A 16,932-nucleotide genomic window follows, 5' to 3' on the forward strand; every position below is an offset into this window, starting at 1 on the left:
GCCACCAGCGTCGCCTGTCCCACGCCCACACGAGTAAGGAGTTCACAGAACTAATGGCAGCAGTACGCCCGCTCATCACGACGGATTCCGTCACCATGACCCGCGGCATCACGACGGTGCTCGACGACGTGACGGTGGCGGTGAATGAGGGCGACAGGATCGGTGTCGTGGGGCTCAACGGCGGCGGAAAGTCCACCTTGCTCGGTGTTCTGACTCGAAGCATCGAGCCCGATTCGGGCCGAGTCACCCACGGGCGCTCTGTCCAGATCGCTACGGTTGCCCAGCGTGCACAGAGCTCCTCAGCCTCGGTCATCCAGACCATCGTGGGGGAGAAAGCCGCCTACGAGTGGGCCGCCGACCCCGAGGTACGGTCCATCATCGCCGGCCTTGACCTGTCGGAACTGCTGGACGAGCCGACCGATTCCATTTCCGGTGGCCAATTCCGTCGGGTCATGCTCGCAGCCGCCTTGGTGCGAAAAGTCGATGTCCTAGTTCTCGACGAGCCCACCAACCACCTCGATATCGAGGGTGTTCAGTGGCTGGCCGATCATTTGCGACACCGGAATTGCGCTCAAGTGATCGTCACCCACGACCGCTGGTTCCTGGACACCGTGGCGACGCGTACGTGGGAGGTTCATGACGGTTCGGTGGACACCTATGAAGGCGGATATAATGACTGGATGTTCGCCCGCGCCGAGCGTCAACGCCAAGCCGACGCGGCCGAGCAGCGCCGCCAAAACCTGGCGCGGAAAGAGTTGGCGTGGCTGCGTCGCGGAGCGCCCGCCCGCACGTCGAAACCCCGATACCGGGTGGAAGCCGCCGAAGCGCTCATCGCCGACGTCCCGGCGCCGCGCAACACGGTGGAGCTGATGGCGTTTTCCAAGCAGCGCCAGGGGAAAATCGTGGTGGACCTCGTGGACGCGACGATTGCCACCCCTGATGGGCGCGTGTTGGTGGACGACCTGACATGGCGCATCGGGCCGGGGGAGCGCATCGGCCTCGTCGGGGTTAATGGTTCAGGCAAAACGACGGTGATGCGGACGATCGCCGGCGACTACCCGATGGCTGCGGGTACGCGCCGCGAGGGCAAGACGCTTCGTTTGGGCTGGTTGCGGCAGGAACTCGAGGACATTCCCGAGGATCTCACCGTCATCGACGCGATCAAGGCGGTGGCCGAGTATGTCGTGTTGGGCAACAAAGAAATGTCCGCCTCGCAAGTCGCCGAGCGCCTAGGTTTCCCGGTCAAGCGGCAGCGTCAGCCCGTGCGTGATTTGTCGGGTGGCGAGCGTCGTCGGCTACAACTCACCCGGATTTTGATGTCGGAACCTAATCTTTTGCTTCTCGACGAGCCCACCAACGATCTCGACATCGACACTCTCCAGGAATTGGAGTCGATGCTGGACGGGTGGCCGGGAACGCTGATCGTGATTTCGCACGATCGCTACCTTATTGAGCGTATTTGCGACAGCGTTTTCGCCTTATTCGGCGATGGCGACGTGACCCATCTACCTGGGGGTATCGACGAATATCTTGATCGCCGACGTTCCATGGCCGATCATGCGGCGTCGGGAACTGGGTTTGCCGCGGGAACAGAGGCCATTGCTACGGGGAGCCAACGGAAGCAGGGTTCCCTTTCGGCGGCTGAAAAACATAAAATCTCTAAGGAAATGAACTCTCTTGAACGAAAGATCGCCAAAGTTCAGAAGAGAGAAGAGAAAATCCAGCAGGACATGGCTGATGTCGCGAGCAGTTCGAATGGCGCGGACACAGAGAAATTGACTGAATTGGATAGAGATCTGTCCCAGACCCGTGAAGAAAGGGAAGAACTGGAAATGGTCTGGATGGAGTACGGCGAAAAGCTCGAGCAACAATAAGCTCGCCCCGGATTCTCACTGAGGGAGTGGACGACATCCGGCGGCGGTCAGCACAGACCAGGAGGGTAGCGGATGGCGACGGCGAACCAGGGACAACGCTCGTCACGGGACGTGTCGAAGCCAGGTCAGCAGCTCACCTTCGACTTCGGAAAAGACTTCGACCGTGACGTGGAGTTCTATCGCCGTGCCGACGACGCCCCCGTTTTCCTCAGCACGGCGGTGGACTCCTACTCGGACCGCGATGCCCCGATTCGACGTCGGCTCATGTTGGCCTGGCTGTGGCTCCGCCCCGACCCCGTCGGTGTAGTCCTGGGCACAGTCGCGTTCTTGATGGCCATGACCCCATCCCTCCTGCCGCGCACATGGCTCTTCCAAGGTGTGGTCTGTGGCGTGTCGGCCGTGACGGCCTACGCGCTCGGCGTGGTCATCCACTGGATTTGGGATCTGTGGCTCGACGACCTCATTGCGCCCCGGGTGGAGGATCTGTCCTTGCGCCTGCCCCGATGGCGGTGGGGGTCGGACCGTCGGCTCGAAACAGCGATGCGTCGTTTAGAGGCCGAAGCACGAAAACCCACTTTCATGGGCGGATCGTTACGTTTCCGGTGGCGTTTCGCTCTTGACGTGGCGCTGTTTATCGCCGTCCCCGTTGCGACGATCATCATGTCTCTGTTTGCGGTCCGGTGGCAGAACCAGATCGCCCGGACGATGGGGGCGGAAGCCTACACGCCGGCAAAGTTCTTGCTGGTCATCCCGGTAGGCCTGGGCCTGTGGGCCGCTGTGGTGGGCGTTGTCCGCGTGCTCATCAACCTCGTTGAGTGGTTGGCCGATCATGGCCCGCAGCGATGGGGAGATGCCACGAGAACCATCGCCGCGTGGCTCGTCGTTGTCGTCGTCCTGGTTTTTGTGGGCGACAAAATCGTCCCCGGAACGACGATGTCCGTGGCAGAACGGGTGTTCTCGGTGCGCAATAACAAGATCCGTTCTGACCTGGTCCAGCCGACGGTCCCGGAGCGCTCGGGCAGCCCACAGTCCGAGGCGTCCTGGGACGGGCTTGGTGCATTTGGCACGCGGTTCACGGGATTGGGCTTGCATAAAGATGAGCTGGAAGAGCTCACCGGCCAGCCCGCAAAGGAGCCGATCCGTGTCTACGGCGGGCTCAAGAACGAGCCGGATGATCAAGCCCGCGCGAATCTCGTCGTCCGTGAGTTGGAGCGAACACATGCCGCCAACCGTGAGGTTCTCTTTGTTATCCCGACGACGGGAACTGGTTGGGTGAACCCGACTGCCGCTCAGGCCATCGAATTGATGTTTAATGGCAATACCGCGATTGCTGCGGATCAGTATTCGTTCCTCCCCAGTGGTTTGCAGTTCGTCGCGGACAGGGAGCGCGTGAAAGAGGCCGGCAAGGTCCTCATTAACACTGTGGTCGATTGGTGGAATACGCTGCCGAAAGATCATCGGCCGCGAATTTATGTCTACGGCGAATCCCTGGGAACCTCCGCTGGTGAGGGTGCTTTTTCCGGCCTGCGCGACATCGTGAACTCGGTCAATGGTGTCCTGTGGGTGGGGCCGCAGAATAGCAACAATTTGTGGAGCCAATTTGTAGCCCGACGCGACCTGGGAACTCCGGAAGTAGAGCCCACCTATTCCGATGGGCTGACCGTGCGCTTCGCCAACGGCCCGAAGAAAATTTGGTCTTGGGAAGAGTCACACGAACCAGCAACCCGTGAAGATAGCCCGCTGTGGCCGGGTCCACGCGTACTGTATTTGCAGCACCCATCGGATCCGGTGGTGTGGTGGTCGCCGAAACTCCTCTTCCAACGACCTGATTGGTTGAAAGAACCGCCCAAGGGGGATCGTTCGCCAGCGATGACATGGGTGCCGATCCTCACGTTCTGGCAGGTCACGCTGGATCTCCCCGTCGCCGCGAATGTCCCCAACGGTCACGGCCACAACTATGGCTTTCAGCTCCTCGACGGGTTGGCGGCCGTTGCCGGGAACGGGAAATTCACCCAAGACGACATGCCACGTCTGAAAAAGCAATTGGCGACGGCCATGGAAGGGCAAGGCCCTGAAAAGGAAGTCGGCGTCGACCAAAAGAAGATGAACGGCAACTAGCGCAGGGGTGCTCCGCCGGCACGACGACCCCCGCCGCGAGTACCGTCGTTGCAGGGACCTCCACCCCCGCCGCGAAGCCGGAGCCGAATCGCTACCCTGGATGCCATGATTCTTATTAACGTGAGGTACCGCCCGAAGCCAGAATTCGTGGAGTCCTTCCGCGAGAAAATGGATGAATTCACCCAGGCATGCCGCCAGGAACCGGGATGCCTGTTCTTCCAGTGGTACCGGAACACCGATGACCCCAACGAATACATTCTGATCGAGGCCTACAAGGATGCGGAGGCCGGCAAGGTTCACGCCGAGTCCGAGCACTTTGCCAAGGGCATTGAGGAGATGAACAAAGTCCTGCAGTCCAGGCCGAAGATTATCAACACGACCATGGAAGATCGTTCCGGCTGGGACGATATGTCCGAGGTCACCATTGATGGTGATGAGTGATATTTTCACTCAACAGCACGTGTGACATTACAGGGGCGTAGGTAGCGCGTTATCCTCGTCCATATGACTGTGAGCACATTTGAACTATTTCGCATTGGTGTGGGGCCATCGAGTTCGCACACTGTGGGACCAATGCGTGCTGGGCTCGAATTTGCACGCAGCTTACGTGAGCGCTTAACGACGACGTCGGCCGACGACGTCCCCGCCACGGCCGATTCGGGTCTTGCCGACGATGAATACGTCGAGCTGGTCGGTGGCGCTGTCACTCAGGATCCGGAGAGCATCACCGTTATTCTCTACGGCTCGCTCGCCGCGACCGGGGCCGGGCACGGAACCTTAGGCGCGTGCCTGTTGGGACTCGACGGGGCAGATCCGGCGACCGTTGACCCCGACTTCATGGGGCCACGCTTGGAGGAGATCCGGCACACACGAAAGATTAATCTTGCGGGAGACGAATCCCTGCAGGTCCAGTGCGGTTTTGAAGATATCGTCCTTCGGCCGACGGTTGTGCGGACCATTCATACTAATGCGGTCACATTTTCTGCCATTGTGCGTGGTCAGCGCTATAAGCAGACCTTCTATTCCATTGGTGGGGGCTTTATCCGAACGAAGGAAGAAGTTCCTGACCAAGACGCCTTGACCGGACCTTGGTTATTCACCTCGAGTAAGGAGCTCGTGGCGAAAGCCGAGCAGCTGGGAGGTTCTGTCGCGGAAGTTCAACGCAAGTGTGAGCAGTCGAGGAGAAGCGATCCGCAGATCAACGCCGACCTTGACGCCATCGCGCAAGCTATGTCTGACTGTGCCAAACGTGGAGTGAGCCAGGAGGGTATTTTGCCCGGTGGCCTGGGCGTGCGACGCCGTGCCCAGAAGTGGTACAGCGACCTTATTATTGATGATCCGCATCAGACTGCCGAGTTTTCCACTGACTGGGTGAACTTGGTTGCTCTCGCGGTCAACGAAGAAAACGCTGCTGGTGGTCGCGTTGTGACAGCCCCGACGAATGGGGCGGCGGGGATTATTCCAGCGGTCGGTTTTTATGCGCTCACCTTCACCCCGGCCGGCCGCAAGGACCCGCAGGATACTGCGCGACGGTTCCTCTTAGCTGCTGCGGCAGTGGGGTCCTTATATAAGGAGAGGGCCTCAATTTCCGGGGCCGAAGTGGGATGCCAGGGCGAAGTGGGCTCAGCAGCATCGATGGCCGCTGCGGGGCTGGCCGAGGTCTTGGGCGGAACACCCCAGCAAGTGGAAAATGCCGCCGAAATCGCGATGGAACATTCCCTAGGCCTCACCTGTGATCCGATTAGCGGGCTGGTGCAGGTCCCATGCATCGAACGGAACGCCATTTCTGCTGGTAAAGCTATCAATGCGGCGCGTATGTCCTTGCGTGGCGACGGCACCCACCGGGTGAGCCTGGATGAAGTCATCACCACGATGAAGGAAACCGGCGCGGATATGTCGGATCGCTATAAGGAGACCGCCGGCGGTGGACTTGCGTTGCACGTCGCCGTCAATGTGCCTGAATGTTAGGTTTCACCTGCCGGTATGTACTATTCGAAGTAGGGTATGTGATCAACCAGGAGAGGCCCCACGATGAGCGATTCGCCGCAGACCACGAATGCACAGGATTCTGGCTCAGAGGAATCACGGCAGAAACCGAAGAAACTCGACCGGAAAGCCTACGAAAAAGAGCTCAAGCGTCTGCAAGCTGAACTCGTGGAAATGCAGCAGTGGGTGGTATCCACTGGCGCCCGCCTGGTCATCATCATGGAGGGCCGCGATGCCGCAGGTAAGGGCTCTGCCATCAAGCGGATCACCCAGTATCTCAACCCCAGGACCTGCCGCATTGAGGCCCTGCCAGCCCCGAACTCGCGTGAGCAAGGGCAGTGGTATTTCCAGCGCTACGTCGAAAAATTGCCGACGAAGGGCGAGATCGTCATCTTCGACCGATCGTGGTACAACCGCGCTGGTGTGGAACGTGTGATGGGGTTCGCGACGTCGGAAGAGTACCGACGTTTCCTCCACCAGGCACCGATTTTCGAGCGCCTCCTCGTCGAAGACGGGATCATGCTGCGTAAGTATTGGTTCTCGGTGTCCGACGAAGAGCAGCTACGTCGATTCGAGTCGCGCCGGGACGACCCATTGCGTCGGTGGAAACTATCGCCGATGGATATGCAGTCCATCACCCGGTGGGAGGACTACTCGAAGGCGAAGGACGAGATGTTCGTCCACACGGATATTCCCACCGCGCCGTGGTACACCGTCGAGAGCGAGGATAAAAAGCGGTCGCGTATCAACGTGATCAACCATCTGCTTTCGTCGATTCCGTATGAGCACATTGAGCAGGACATTCCTGAAATGCCCGAGCGCCCTGCGCGACGCGACTATGAGCGTCCTCCGCGGAGTGATTTCCGCTATGTGCCTGATGTGGCTTCGAACTTAGAGAAAGACAAGGTCAAGGAGAAAAAGAAGGCTAAGAAGAAGGGCAAGAAGAACAAGGATAAGAAGAAGTAATCACTGCTGGGGAGTCACCGCTTGGGGGAGTGCGGTGCTCTCCAATCCGGGGGCATAAATGAGGGTGATTTCGCTCTTTTTTGGCGAAATCACTGTCATAAACGGGTGGGGAGTGGAAGACTGCGTTCATGGCAGACGCACAGAAAAGTGACCAGCAACATAGTAGTGACAATCAGCACACCGCAGCCGGTGCAGGGGGTACCGCGTCGGTGACGTCGCCGACGGATTATGTTCACCTCTCTGTCCACGGTTCTGTGGGCCATATCGTCCTGGACCGGCCCAAGGCGCTGAACTCGCTGAACACCGACATGTGCACGGCGATAGAGAATGCATTGACCGCGTGGTCGACTGATCCGACGGTCGATGTTGTCGTCATTACATCGTCGACGCCCAAAGCGTACTGTGCCGGCGGCGACGTGAGGCGCGTCCGTGAACTTCAGCTTGAAGGCACGGAAGAAGGGCGTGCTGCTGCCGATGGGTTCTTCACGAACGAATATCGGATGAACGCTCTGTTGGCAGAGTTCCCGAAGCCATTCGTGGCCGTGATGAACGGCATTGTCATGGGTGGTGGCCTAGGGATTTCCTTGCACGGTTCCCACCGGGTGATTACGGAACGCACGTGGGCCTCGATGCCAGAAATGGCTATCGGTTTCTCGACGGACGTGGGAGTGTCCTACGCCATGCAGCACCTTCGCCAGCCTTATGGAGATCCCGACGGGACGACGTCGAATGGTTTAGCGCTGTTCATGGGGTTGACGGGCTACCGCTTTACGCAGGCCGACATGTTGTGGTCGGGGATGGCCACGCACATTATTTCCTCGCACGAGGTGGAGAACTTCGTGGACGCGATTGATGAGCACGGACTCGATTCCGCCCTAGACACCTATGCGCGCCCGGCAGCGGAGGCGGGGCCGTCGTATTTAGCTCGTCATATCGAGGAGATTAACGACATCTTTAGCGAGGGCGATTGGTTCGATATTGAGGCGAAGCTCGATAAGGGTGGCTATGACAAGGAGCTTATCGCCGTCATTGATAACCTGCTGAGCTCTGCGAACCCATCCTCGCTGGTGGCAACGACGCTCTTATTCCGCGCGAATGAGAAGGCGGAAGATCTGCGGCAAGGCCTGAAGAATGAGTTTGAGGTAGGGAAGGTCCTGCGCTACCAGGAGAATTTTGCTGAGGGCGTGCGAGCAGTTCTGGTGGATAAAGACAATCGGGCGAGCTTTGACCCCCATGTCACCAGCGAGGTTAGCCCGGAGCCCTTTAAAGAGGCTTTGGCTGCGGCTCAATCCGAGTAACGCTGCGGGTAAGGCGGCCACCACCAACGCAGCCGCCACCCACTCCGGCTACACGGTGACTGAGTGTGTCTGGCGGTCCACCTGCTCGGGGCTCGTGCGTTGCTGCAACCGAGCCCACACGACAAATCCCCAGATCACGAAACCCGCGTACACGATGTACAGCACGGCAGAAGGGTAATAGCCCGCCGCGAGAAGAAGCGGAATTCCGACGAGGTCCACACCGATCCAGATGAGCCAGAATTCCGTCCACCCCTTCGCCATCCCGTAGGTGGCCAGCATAGAACCGACGAAAATCCAGGCATCAGACCACGGTCCCCAGGAACCCAGGGCGCTGAAGAGCCAGGCGCAGAGGATAGTTCCGACGACCGCTACACCGACCATGGTGAGTCGTTGCCGTGCCGTTGCCCAGTGAGGCTCCACGGCCGCTTCGGTCGGTTCCGAGACGATTGATCGCGAGGGGTCGGTGTCCTGGCATTCCCGGATTCCTCGTAGCCGGGCGGCCCGCCACTGGTACCAGCCATAAGCGCTGACGATGAGGAACATCACCTGACGCCCAGCCTGGCCGTAGAGGTCGAGATTTTGCGGGGTATCAAACACCCCACCCAAAAACACGGTGAAAAGCAGAATATTGCCGACGATACCCACCGGCCATGCCCACACGACTCGTTTCATGCCTCCGATTGCGGAAGCGAGTCCAAAGAGGTTTCCGATGATTTCACGCCACAGAATGGGATAGCCGGCGATGACGACTGTGGCGTCGAGAAGGTGAGAAAAAGGATTCACGATGTTCTCCGTAGCAAGACGACGTGATCCTCAGAGGCATACAGAAATACATTCTCTTCCATCCGGACTGTGACCGTCGGCTCCGGAATTGCACCGGATCTGCTCGACCCCTCATGTGCACATCTTTGCACGTGAGAGCGCTCGCGGGCTTGCCTCTTCGTCTCTGTCAGAAGGGGCTTACCGCCGGTGGGGAATTTCACCCCGCCCTGAGAACGAACTCTATGTTACTCACCCACACAAATGGCGCTGCCACAACCCAATAATGAGTCGTGACAGCGCCAGGAGGTCACACCCGCCGCCGAATGTGAACTGCAGAGTCCGGCAGCGGGGTGGGGTAGTGGTTACGCGACAGGTGCGTCGATAAAACGATCACGGATTGTTGCGAAGGATTCGTTCATTGTTGTCAGAAACTCCTCCTTGGCAATTCCCTGATCAGCCAGAGACTTACCGCGTCGTAAACCGAAGCTTGTGATGACCGCGTTGATTGCGGCAATAGAGAGCTCGTAGAGCAAACACACGTGCAGGGAATGAGGAGAGACCGAGGTGCCGCGCCGGGTCGATTCGCGAGCGGCGATGGCATCATGCATGGTCTCAATATTCGCTTTGCACTGATCAGCGAACTCGGAATTGTCGGATCTCAGCAGATAGAGCCCGATGGCTTCCGGGTTCGTTGCCGCCCATCCCTTATCGAAGATGGTGCGAATGAGCTCTTCGGCCGCGTGCTCGAAGCATGAGATCGTGTCCCATTCTGCGGGTGCATGTTCAATAATCGACGCAAACGAATCAAGCAGATTAGAGCACTGAAACTGCAGGGCTTCATTGACTGAGGAGAAGTAATTGTGGAATGTCCGCACGGACACTCCGGCCTCCTCAGCAACCGCCGCCACGGTTAACCCCTCGATACCTCGATGGGTGATCACCGTGAGCGTCGCGTCCTCGATTGCTTGTCTCGTGGCCGCTTTCTTCGATTCACGAAGGCCAGTCATTAGTCAGCATCTACTTTCGAACTACCTGCTGAGTGTCCTCCACCGGAGTGGTGACCGCGGGGTTCCGGGACGACCGGTTCAGAGATATTCGGGTTACTGGTGGCGTCGTCGTCAGATGCGGACTGAGATCCGCTCTGCGATCCGCTCTCGGAACCCTCCGCCCCGTCGTCGTCGGGAGAAATATCCTTAATTCCTTCACCTTCGACGTCGACCCGAGGCGTAATCTTCGCCATCCACTTCGGCATCCACCAGGCCTTTTCGCCGAGGATGAACATGGTCGCCGGAATCAGCGTCATGCGCACCAGGAAGGCATCGATGAAGACCGCGACGGCCAGCGCGAAGCCCATGGTCTTAATGACCTGCATATCCTGCAGCATGAACGCGGCGAACACGGAGATCATGATCAAGGCTGCAGCGGTCACGACGCGGGCACCGTGCTTGAACCCGTTGGCCGTCGCATTGCCGGCTGTCTTTCCGTGGTGCCAACCCTCGCGCATACGGGATACTAAGAACACTTCGTAGTCCATGGCCAGGCCAAAGACGATACCAATCAGGATGATCGGCAGGAACGAAATGATGGGTTGCGGGTCAGAAATAATGCCCAACCAGCCCTCTTGGAAGAATCCGACGGTTAAACCGAAGGTAGCGCAGACCGTCAGCCCGAATCCAAGTGCTGCGACGAGCGGAACAGGGATTGACCGGAACACCAGCATCAGAATGAAGAATGCCAGGACTAGCACGATCGCGATGTAGGGAACCAGCACATTGTTCAGACGGTCAGAGATATCCGTTTCAATAGCTGTAACGCCTGTTACGCCATAGTGTGCGCCGGTCTCGTCAGAGTAGGCATCTTCCTTATCGCGGACTGCCTGCATCGTGTCCTTAGTCTTGTCATCCACGGTACCTGTGGTGGGGACAATCAACACCTGGGCAGTATCGCCGGCGTCATTCACCTGGCTGAGCATGGCGTTCTTCACACCGTCAATGGTGTTGAACTCCTGAACGGCCTTGGCAAACGCCGGTTGGCGTTGGTCCTCTGGCACATCCTTGGCGTCGATGACAGCAAGAAGAGGTGCGTTACGGCCGGGGCCGAAGGCGTCATCGACCATTTCGTAGGCCTGCCGGGGCGACTCGTTCGGGTCGGAAGTCGCGTCCGTTGGCAATGCAAGATCCATACGTGTCATGGGGAGTGCTACCAAAACAAGCGCGATGACTCCGACACCCAAGAATGCCCACGGCTGCTTACGGATAATGCGAACCCAGCGCAGGCCCATGGTTGGCTTTTCACGTTCCGGATCGGGCGCCTCGATAAATGGCACATTGCCCTTGAAGAAAGCTTTGCCGAAGAGACCCAAGACGGCGGGCAGCAGCGTCAATGCAACGAGCACAGCGATGGCCACCGTGGCAGCAGCGGTCAGCGCCATCGTCGTCAAGAACGGAATCCTCACGACAGAGAGCGCACACAGCGCCACGATAACGGTAAGACCCGCGAACACCACCGATGAACCGGCAGTACCTACAGCGCGTCCAGCAGCGTGAACTCGGTTCGAGGTCGAGTTCGATAGCTCGTTCTTGTACCGCGACGTAATGAAGAGCGCGTAGTCAATGCCCACAGCGAGACCCAGCATGGACGCGAGGATCGGTGTGGAGTCATTCACGCTATCGACCAGGCCGGTCAGTGCCATCACACCCAAGTTACCGATGAGCACACCGACCAACGCCGTGATGATCGGCATACCAGCGGCAATCAAGCTACCGAAGGTAATAATCAACACAACAAGGGCGACAGCGATACCGATAAGTTCTGACGTGCCAGAGTTCGGTTCCTCCATTGTGAAGGCCTGGCCTTCATATTGGATGTCTAAGTTAGACGACCGTGAATCGTCGACAATATCTTTGAACTTGTCTATATCCGACGAGGGAATGTCGGAGACAGTGTCGGCATCAAAGGTGACGTCCACGGTGCCGGTCTTTTGATCGTTCGATAAAGGCGAGACCGACTCAACGTTCTTGGCAATCTGCTCTTCCGGCAATTGTTGTTGCTGGCCAACTGCCGTGATCTTCTGAGTAATCCCAGCAGCAGCTGTAGCAGGATCCACCATCGAGTCGGACGACTTCAGGATGCCTGCGTCTTTGAGCTTAGTCAGAGTGTCATTGACTGCTTTTTGTTCGTCGGGATCAGTAAGCTTCTTGCCATTTTCGGCTTGGAAGACGAGCGTGCCGGTGGGAGCAGTGGTTTGATCTTCCGCTCCAGGGAAGCGCTCCTTCATGGTGTTTTGAGTTTTTTCGCTCTCAATACCAGGAATCGAGAACGTGGAGCTTGTTGTGGTTGATAGAGCAGCTGATGCCGCGCCCATCCCGATGAGGATGAGCAGCCACACGGCGATAAACCGCCATTTGTGCTTGTAGGCAGCAGTGCCTACACGGTAAAGAAACCGCGCCATAGGTAGCCAGCCTTTCTTAGAGGGGATAAATCTCTCCTACAGGGGCACTACGCGGACCGCATTACTTTGACGCGTAGGAGGAGGACTTAGCCACCGTAGAAAAATTGCACGATGTGTGCAACTTTTCGACACGTTCGAAACAGAATTGTTACTTAATGGCTGTGAAACGCATGTGTGCTGCTTGTTAAATAGCGCGTGTGCTGCAGGAAACGGGTAGTGACGTGGATGAATTATTGGCGGACGCGCGGTGAGCCGCCAATGTGGTTAGGTGGGAACCATGAATTCACACGACGTCCAGATCGCGACAGTAGATAAAGGCCTCTACCCGGAGACGGCCCCGTTCAATGAGGGAACCGTCGAACGGCCGGTAGACCCTGACTCCCCAGCGAGCACCCAGCACATCGCCTACGCCGAGTACGGAAATCCGGAAGGCATCCCTGCCGTCTTTATCCACGGTGGCCCCGGCGGGGGAACCTCAGCCAAGGAAGCCCGTTTCTTCAACCCCGACAAGTACAGAGTTATCCTCATCGACCAGCGTGGATGTGGGAAATCAACCCCACACCTGGCTGATCCTGATACCAACATCGATGCAGAACTCTCGGTGAACACCACATCCGAATTGATCGGTGATATCGAAGCGATCCGAGAAACCTTAGGTATCGAGAAGTGGGTCGTTTTCGGCGGATCATGGGGCTCCACCTTGTCGCTCGCCTACACCCAGGCCCACCCGGAACGGACCCTCGCGATCATCCTTCGAGGCATCTTTATGTTGCGACGGACCGAGCTCGATTGGTACTACAACGGCGGCGCAGCCTACATGTTCCCCGACAAGTGGGAACGCTTCCTCTCTGTCATTCCCGACGATAAAAAACCCGAGCCGCTCAACCCTGCTGGAATGACACATCTTCCCGACGTCAACCTCATCGACGTCTACCATGAACTGCTTCGGTCGGATGATCACGACACAGCCGTCGCCGCCGCCCGGGCGTGGAGTGTGTGGGAAGGATCGACGTCCTACCTGCACGATCAGCCCACCGATACGCACGAAGATGAACGGTTTGCCTTAGCCTTCGCGCGCATCGAGAACCACTACTTCGTCAACCACGGGTTCCTTGAAGAAGGGCAGCTGTTGCGCGACGTCGATAAGATCCGCGATATTCCTGCCGTGATTGCTCAAGGGCGTTACGACGTCGTGTGCCCGCCCATCACAGCGTGGCAGCTGCATCAAGCCTGGCCGGAAGCCACATTCGTGTGGTCACCGACGTCCGGCCATGCGTCGTATGAGGAGGAAACAACCTCGACATTGGTGTCGGCGACGGACAGGTTTGCCGAAACGTTTGCGTCGTAAATGAGGCGGCCAGAATTAGTACGGCCGCAACCAGCGCGACTAGTCAGCCACCATCGGCTCGAGCGTGAACTCCGGGTGCTCGCGCTCAATGAACTGCAGCTTCCACTTGTCGCCGAAGAGGGCAATGAGCTCGCCATCATCACGGGTGAACACTTCCACACCGCGCTGGCGGTTGAGCTCCGGCGCGGACTCGTGGTCGGTACGCCGAGCCACCGAATACGGCACAGGGCTCGTTTCCGTTTCGACGTTGTACTCGTTCGCCATCCGAGCCTGCATGACCTCAAACTGCATGGGCCCGACGGCAGCCATCACCGGCGCAGCGTCGCCACGAGCATCGTTGCGGAGAATCTGCACCACACCCTCCGACGACAACTGCTCCAACGCTTTGCGGAACTGCTTGTATTTTCCGAGCGACCGAGCACGCAATGTACGGAAATCCTCCGGCGCGAACTGGGGCATGGGGGCAAATTGCACCTTCGTGCCCTCATAAATCGTGTCGCCAGGAGCTAACGACCCCGCGTTGACGAGCCCCACAATGTCGCCGGGATACGCGGTTTCGACCGTCGATCTCGTCCGCCCAAATACAGTCAACGCGTATTTCGTCGAAAATGAACGGCCAGATTGCGCATGTGTCACCTGCATCCCGCGATCGAACTCGCCCGACACCACCCGCATAAAGGCCAGCTTGTCGCGGTGATGAGTATCCATGCCCGCCTGAACTTTGAAAATCACGCCGGAAAACGGATCTTGTGGTGCACGTTCTGTATCAATGGCCCCCGACGCTTTGCCTGCTGATTCGAGAACCTTGGGATCTGTCTTGCGTGGCCCCGGCTCAGGAGCAAGCTGGCAGAGCAAGTCCAAAATCTGGTGGACACCAAAATTCAACATTGCCGACGCAAACACCACAGGAGAGGTGGTGCAGTCCAGGAAAAGCTCCTGGTCATGAATCGCACCGTCCATGGTGAGCAGCTCGCACTCTTCCACGGCGGTGTCCCATACATCGCCTTCCTTCGACGATGCTTCGTCAGGGGAGTAGTGCTCCTCCGGGGCGATTGTTGACCCACCCGCGGTGCGCAAGAAGCGAATGTATTCCGTGACGTCACCGTCGGCGTCGCGCCGGGCGAGGCCGTGGAAGTCCCCAGCCATTCCGACGGGCCAAAACAGCGGTGTCGGCTGCAGGCCAATTTCGTCGACAATCTCGTCCATGAGTTCGAGGGGAGCACGGCCCGGGCGGTCCCACTTGTTAATCACCGTAATGATGGGAAGGCCACGCGCTTTACACACCCGGAACAGCTTGAGCGTCTGCGGCTCCAGGCCCTTCGCACCGTCGATCAACATGACGGCGGCATCCACAGCGGTGAGGACGCGGTAGGTATCCTCCGAAAAGTCCGCGTGACCAGGGGTATCAACTAAATTAATGACGTAGGGCTCCGTGCCCTCCGGTGCATTTTCGGGAAGATACTCGAACTGGAGAGCTGACGAGGCGATGGAAATACCACGATCCTTCTCCATCTCCATCCAGTCCGACACGGTGGACTTGCGGCCGGCCTTGCCATGAACAGCCCCGGCTTCGGCGATCACATGGGCGTGGAGTGCTAGCGCCTCGGTGAGTGTGGATTTACCAGCGTCGGGGTGTGCAATCACTGCGAATGTTCGGCGTCGGGCGCTTTCCTCCGCGACTGTACTCATCTGAGCGTTCCTTTTCCTCTCGCTGGTCTCCGGGCTGTGTTATTTCGCCGATTCAACTCACGGTTTATGTAGCCGGTCTCGTCGGTCTGCCGCAATGGCGTCAGTGTAGGCCGTCGTTAATCTAACCGCTCTATGATAGCCGCACCACGGTGGGGGCAGTGTTTTTAGTGTTTTACCCTTCTACCCGGTCATGACGCTATAGTCTCAGCGCCATGAATGAGACCCAGAACACACAACCGACAGAAGACGTACAACCAGCAGTGAAATCGAGAGCCTACCGAACCATTATCGCCGCTCCGATGGCGGGAGGACCCTCCTCGCCGGAGCTGGTTGATGCCGTCGCTGCCCACGGAGGGCTCGGTTTCTTAGCAGCGGGCTACAAAACCCCAGAAGCTGTAGAGAAAGAACTTGACGACGTTGCCCAGCGGGCGCGACAACGCGGTGCGGAACCCTTCTATGGCCTCAATCTTTTCGTGCCACAACCCAGCCCCTCGGGAGAAGATCGCGATCGCGCTGCGGCATACCGCGATGAGTTGGCGAAGGACTATGAAAGGTTCGGTGTGGTCGAACCGGAGTTGAACTGGACCACTGACGACCAGTGGGAGGGGAAGCTCGCGGTCATACGCCGACGCCTCGACCAACGAGAGCAGCGAGGGGAGGGGCACGCTGACGGTAATAATCACGCCGAGAACGTTTCAGTTCCCGATGTCCTGAGCTTTACGTTTGGTCTCCCACCCGAGGCGCTGGTCGACGAATTCCAATCGCGCGGAATTGAAGTGTGGGCAACTGTCGCCACCACTCATGCAGCGCAGATCGCGGCAGACCGGGGCGTCGCCGCCATCGTCGTTCAGGGCCCGGAAGCCGGTGGGCACCGCGCGACAACAACACCCGATGAAGAGCCCGGCTCCGAGTCATTGATGTCCCTTGTACAGGCAGTATCCGATCTATTCGCGAACACGGATGCGTCGACGCGCCCAGCCATCATCGCTGCAGGGGGCATCGCGACTCCCGATCACGTAGGGGAGGCGTTACGCCGTGGGGCGGACGCCGTTGCAGCCGGAACCATCTTCGCTGCGACCAACGAAGCGGGAACGAATGAGCCCTACAAACAGGCACTCATTTCAGCGACGGCCGACGACACCGTGATCACCCGCGCATATTCCGGGCGGCCAGCACGCGGGCGCCGGAACGCATTTATCGACGCCCACCCCGACGCGCCATCGGTCTATCCCGCGGTCAATGGGCTCACCTCACCGATTCGGAAGGCGGCGACCAAACAAAGGGAGACAGACTGCATGTCATTATGGGCTGGTCAGAGCGTTGAATACGCCAGTGGAGGAACCGCCGGCAGCGTCGTCGATCTTCTGCTTCAAAGCAGGTAGAGGATAAGGATTAAACGGCGCGCCGAGTGCGCACCTTTTTATACTCCGCAGACTATCC

The 16,932-nt window shown here is 58.5% G+C and carries 12 protein-coding genes and 1 riboswitch; of the genes, 8 read left to right on the plus strand and 4 right to left on the minus strand.

Features of this window, described 5'->3' with window-relative positions; translation table 11 throughout:
- Positions 1-53: 53 nt before the first annotated feature.
- From JMN36_RS05725 to JMN36_RS05750, 6 genes are all read left to right on the plus strand, one after another.
- A complete protein-coding gene (locus tag JMN36_RS05725; protein ID WP_204088184.1) occupies positions 54-1,874 on the plus strand; it encodes an ABC-F family ATP-binding cassette domain-containing protein in 1,821 nt (606 codons plus the stop codon).
- Positions 1,875-1,946: 72 nt separating this feature from the next.
- Positions 1,947-3,992, plus strand: a complete 2,046-nt coding sequence (locus tag JMN36_RS05730) for an alpha/beta hydrolase (RefSeq protein ID WP_204088185.1) — start codon at positions 1,947-1,949, stop codon at positions 3,990-3,992.
- A gap of 105 nt (positions 3,993-4,097) precedes the next feature.
- Positions 4,098-4,433 (plus strand): putative quinol monooxygenase, encoded by a 336-nt coding sequence (locus tag JMN36_RS05735; protein WP_221924004.1) that lies wholly within the window; start codon positions 4,098-4,100, stop codon positions 4,431-4,433.
- Positions 4,434-4,496: 63 nt separating this feature from the next.
- Positions 4,497-5,960 (plus strand): L-serine ammonia-lyase, encoded by a 1,464-nt coding sequence (locus JMN36_RS05740; protein WP_221924005.1) that lies wholly within the window; start codon positions 4,497-4,499, stop codon positions 5,958-5,960.
- Positions 5,961-6,023: 63 nt separating this feature from the next.
- Positions 6,024-6,944 carry a polyphosphate kinase 2 gene (gene ppk2 / locus JMN36_RS05745; RefSeq protein ID WP_204088188.1) on the plus strand — a complete coding sequence of 307 codons (921 nt, stop codon included), beginning with the start codon at positions 6,024-6,026 and terminating at the stop codon, positions 6,942-6,944.
- Between the two features lie 128 nt (positions 6,945-7,072).
- Positions 7,073-8,242 carry an enoyl-CoA hydratase/isomerase family protein gene (locus JMN36_RS05750; protein WP_204088189.1) on the plus strand — a complete coding sequence of 390 codons (1,170 nt, stop codon included), beginning with the start codon at positions 7,073-7,075 and terminating at the stop codon, positions 8,240-8,242.
- A gap of 48 nt (positions 8,243-8,290) precedes the next feature.
- Here JMN36_RS05750 and JMN36_RS05755 read toward each other — a convergent pair whose 3' ends face one another.
- From JMN36_RS05755 to JMN36_RS05765, 3 genes are all read right to left on the minus strand, one after another.
- Complete coding sequence (locus tag JMN36_RS05755; protein ID WP_204088190.1) at positions 8,291-9,025, minus strand: nicotinamide mononucleotide transporter family protein; 735 nt, start codon at positions 9,023-9,025, stop codon at positions 8,291-8,293.
- 46 nt (positions 9,026-9,071) lie between these two features.
- Positions 9,072-9,243, minus strand: a riboswitch (FMN riboswitch).
- Positions 9,244-9,366: 123 nt separating this feature from the next.
- Entirely contained in the window at positions 9,367-10,011 is a 645-nt protein-coding gene (locus JMN36_RS05760; RefSeq protein ID WP_204088191.1) for a TetR/AcrR family transcriptional regulator, read from the minus strand.
- Complete coding sequence (locus JMN36_RS05765) at positions 10,011-12,455, minus strand: MMPL family transporter (RefSeq protein ID WP_204088192.1); 2,445 nt, start codon at positions 12,453-12,455, stop codon at positions 10,011-10,013. The genes JMN36_RS05760 and JMN36_RS05765 overlap by 1 nt, the downstream gene beginning before the upstream one ends.
- Before the next feature lie 277 nt (positions 12,456-12,732).
- Here JMN36_RS05765 and pip point away from each other — a divergent pair, with 277 nt between their 5' ends.
- Complete coding sequence (pip, locus tag JMN36_RS05770) at positions 12,733-13,803, plus strand: prolyl aminopeptidase (protein WP_204088193.1); 1,071 nt, start codon at positions 12,733-12,735, stop codon at positions 13,801-13,803.
- A 39-nt stretch (positions 13,804-13,842) separates the two neighbouring features.
- On the opposite strand, the gene JMN36_RS05775 is transcribed toward pip, so the two are convergent.
- Positions 13,843-15,492 (minus strand): peptide chain release factor 3, encoded by a 1,650-nt coding sequence (locus tag JMN36_RS05775; RefSeq protein ID WP_221924006.1) that lies wholly within the window; start codon positions 15,490-15,492, stop codon positions 13,843-13,845.
- A gap of 212 nt (positions 15,493-15,704) precedes the next feature.
- On the opposite strand from JMN36_RS05775, the gene JMN36_RS05780 reads away from it, so the two are divergent.
- A complete protein-coding gene (locus JMN36_RS05780; protein WP_221924007.1) occupies positions 15,705-16,874 on the plus strand; it encodes an NAD(P)H-dependent flavin oxidoreductase in 1,170 nt (389 codons plus the stop codon).
- Positions 16,875-16,932: the final 58 nt, after the last annotated feature.

The organism is Corynebacterium pseudokroppenstedtii (assembly GCF_019754945.1).
Lineage (GTDB): Bacteria > Actinomycetota > Actinomycetes > Mycobacteriales > Mycobacteriaceae > Corynebacterium > Corynebacterium pseudokroppenstedtii.

What these genes read in the sequence shown, in the direction of transcription:
- JMN36_RS05725 (WP_204088184.1), top strand. Translation starts at nt 54, where the DNA reads ATGGCAGCAGTACGCCCGCTCATCACGACGGATTCCGTCACCATGACC.
- JMN36_RS05730 (WP_204088185.1), top strand. Translation starts at nt 1,947, where the DNA reads ATGGCGACGGCGAACCAGGGACAACGCTCGTCACGGGACGTGTCGAAG.
- JMN36_RS05735 (WP_221924004.1), top strand. Translation starts at nt 4,098, where the DNA reads ATGATTCTTATTAACGTGAGGTACCGCCCGAAGCCAGAATTCGTGGAG.
- JMN36_RS05740 (WP_221924005.1), top strand. Translation starts at nt 4,497, where the DNA reads ATGACTGTGAGCACATTTGAACTATTTCGCATTGGTGTGGGGCCATCG.
- ppk2 (WP_204088188.1), top strand. Translation starts at nt 6,024, where the DNA reads ATGAGCGATTCGCCGCAGACCACGAATGCACAGGATTCTGGCTCAGAG.
- JMN36_RS05750 (WP_204088189.1), top strand. Translation starts at nt 7,073, where the DNA reads ATGGCAGACGCACAGAAAAGTGACCAGCAACATAGTAGTGACAATCAG.
- JMN36_RS05760 (WP_204088191.1), bottom strand. Translation starts at nt 10,011, where the DNA reads ATGACTGGCCTTCGTGAATCGAAGAAAGCGGCCACGAGACAAGCAATC.
- JMN36_RS05765 (WP_204088192.1), bottom strand. Translation starts at nt 12,455, where the DNA reads ATGGCGCGGTTTCTTTACCGTGTAGGCACTGCTGCCTACAAGCACAAA.
- pip (WP_204088193.1), top strand. Translation starts at nt 12,733, where the DNA reads ATGAATTCACACGACGTCCAGATCGCGACAGTAGATAAAGGCCTCTAC.
- JMN36_RS05775 (WP_221924006.1), bottom strand. Translation starts at nt 15,492, where the DNA reads ATGAGTACAGTCGCGGAGGAAAGCGCCCGACGCCGAACATTCGCAGTG.
- JMN36_RS05780 (WP_221924007.1), top strand. Translation starts at nt 15,705, where the DNA reads ATGAATGAGACCCAGAACACACAACCGACAGAAGACGTACAACCAGCA.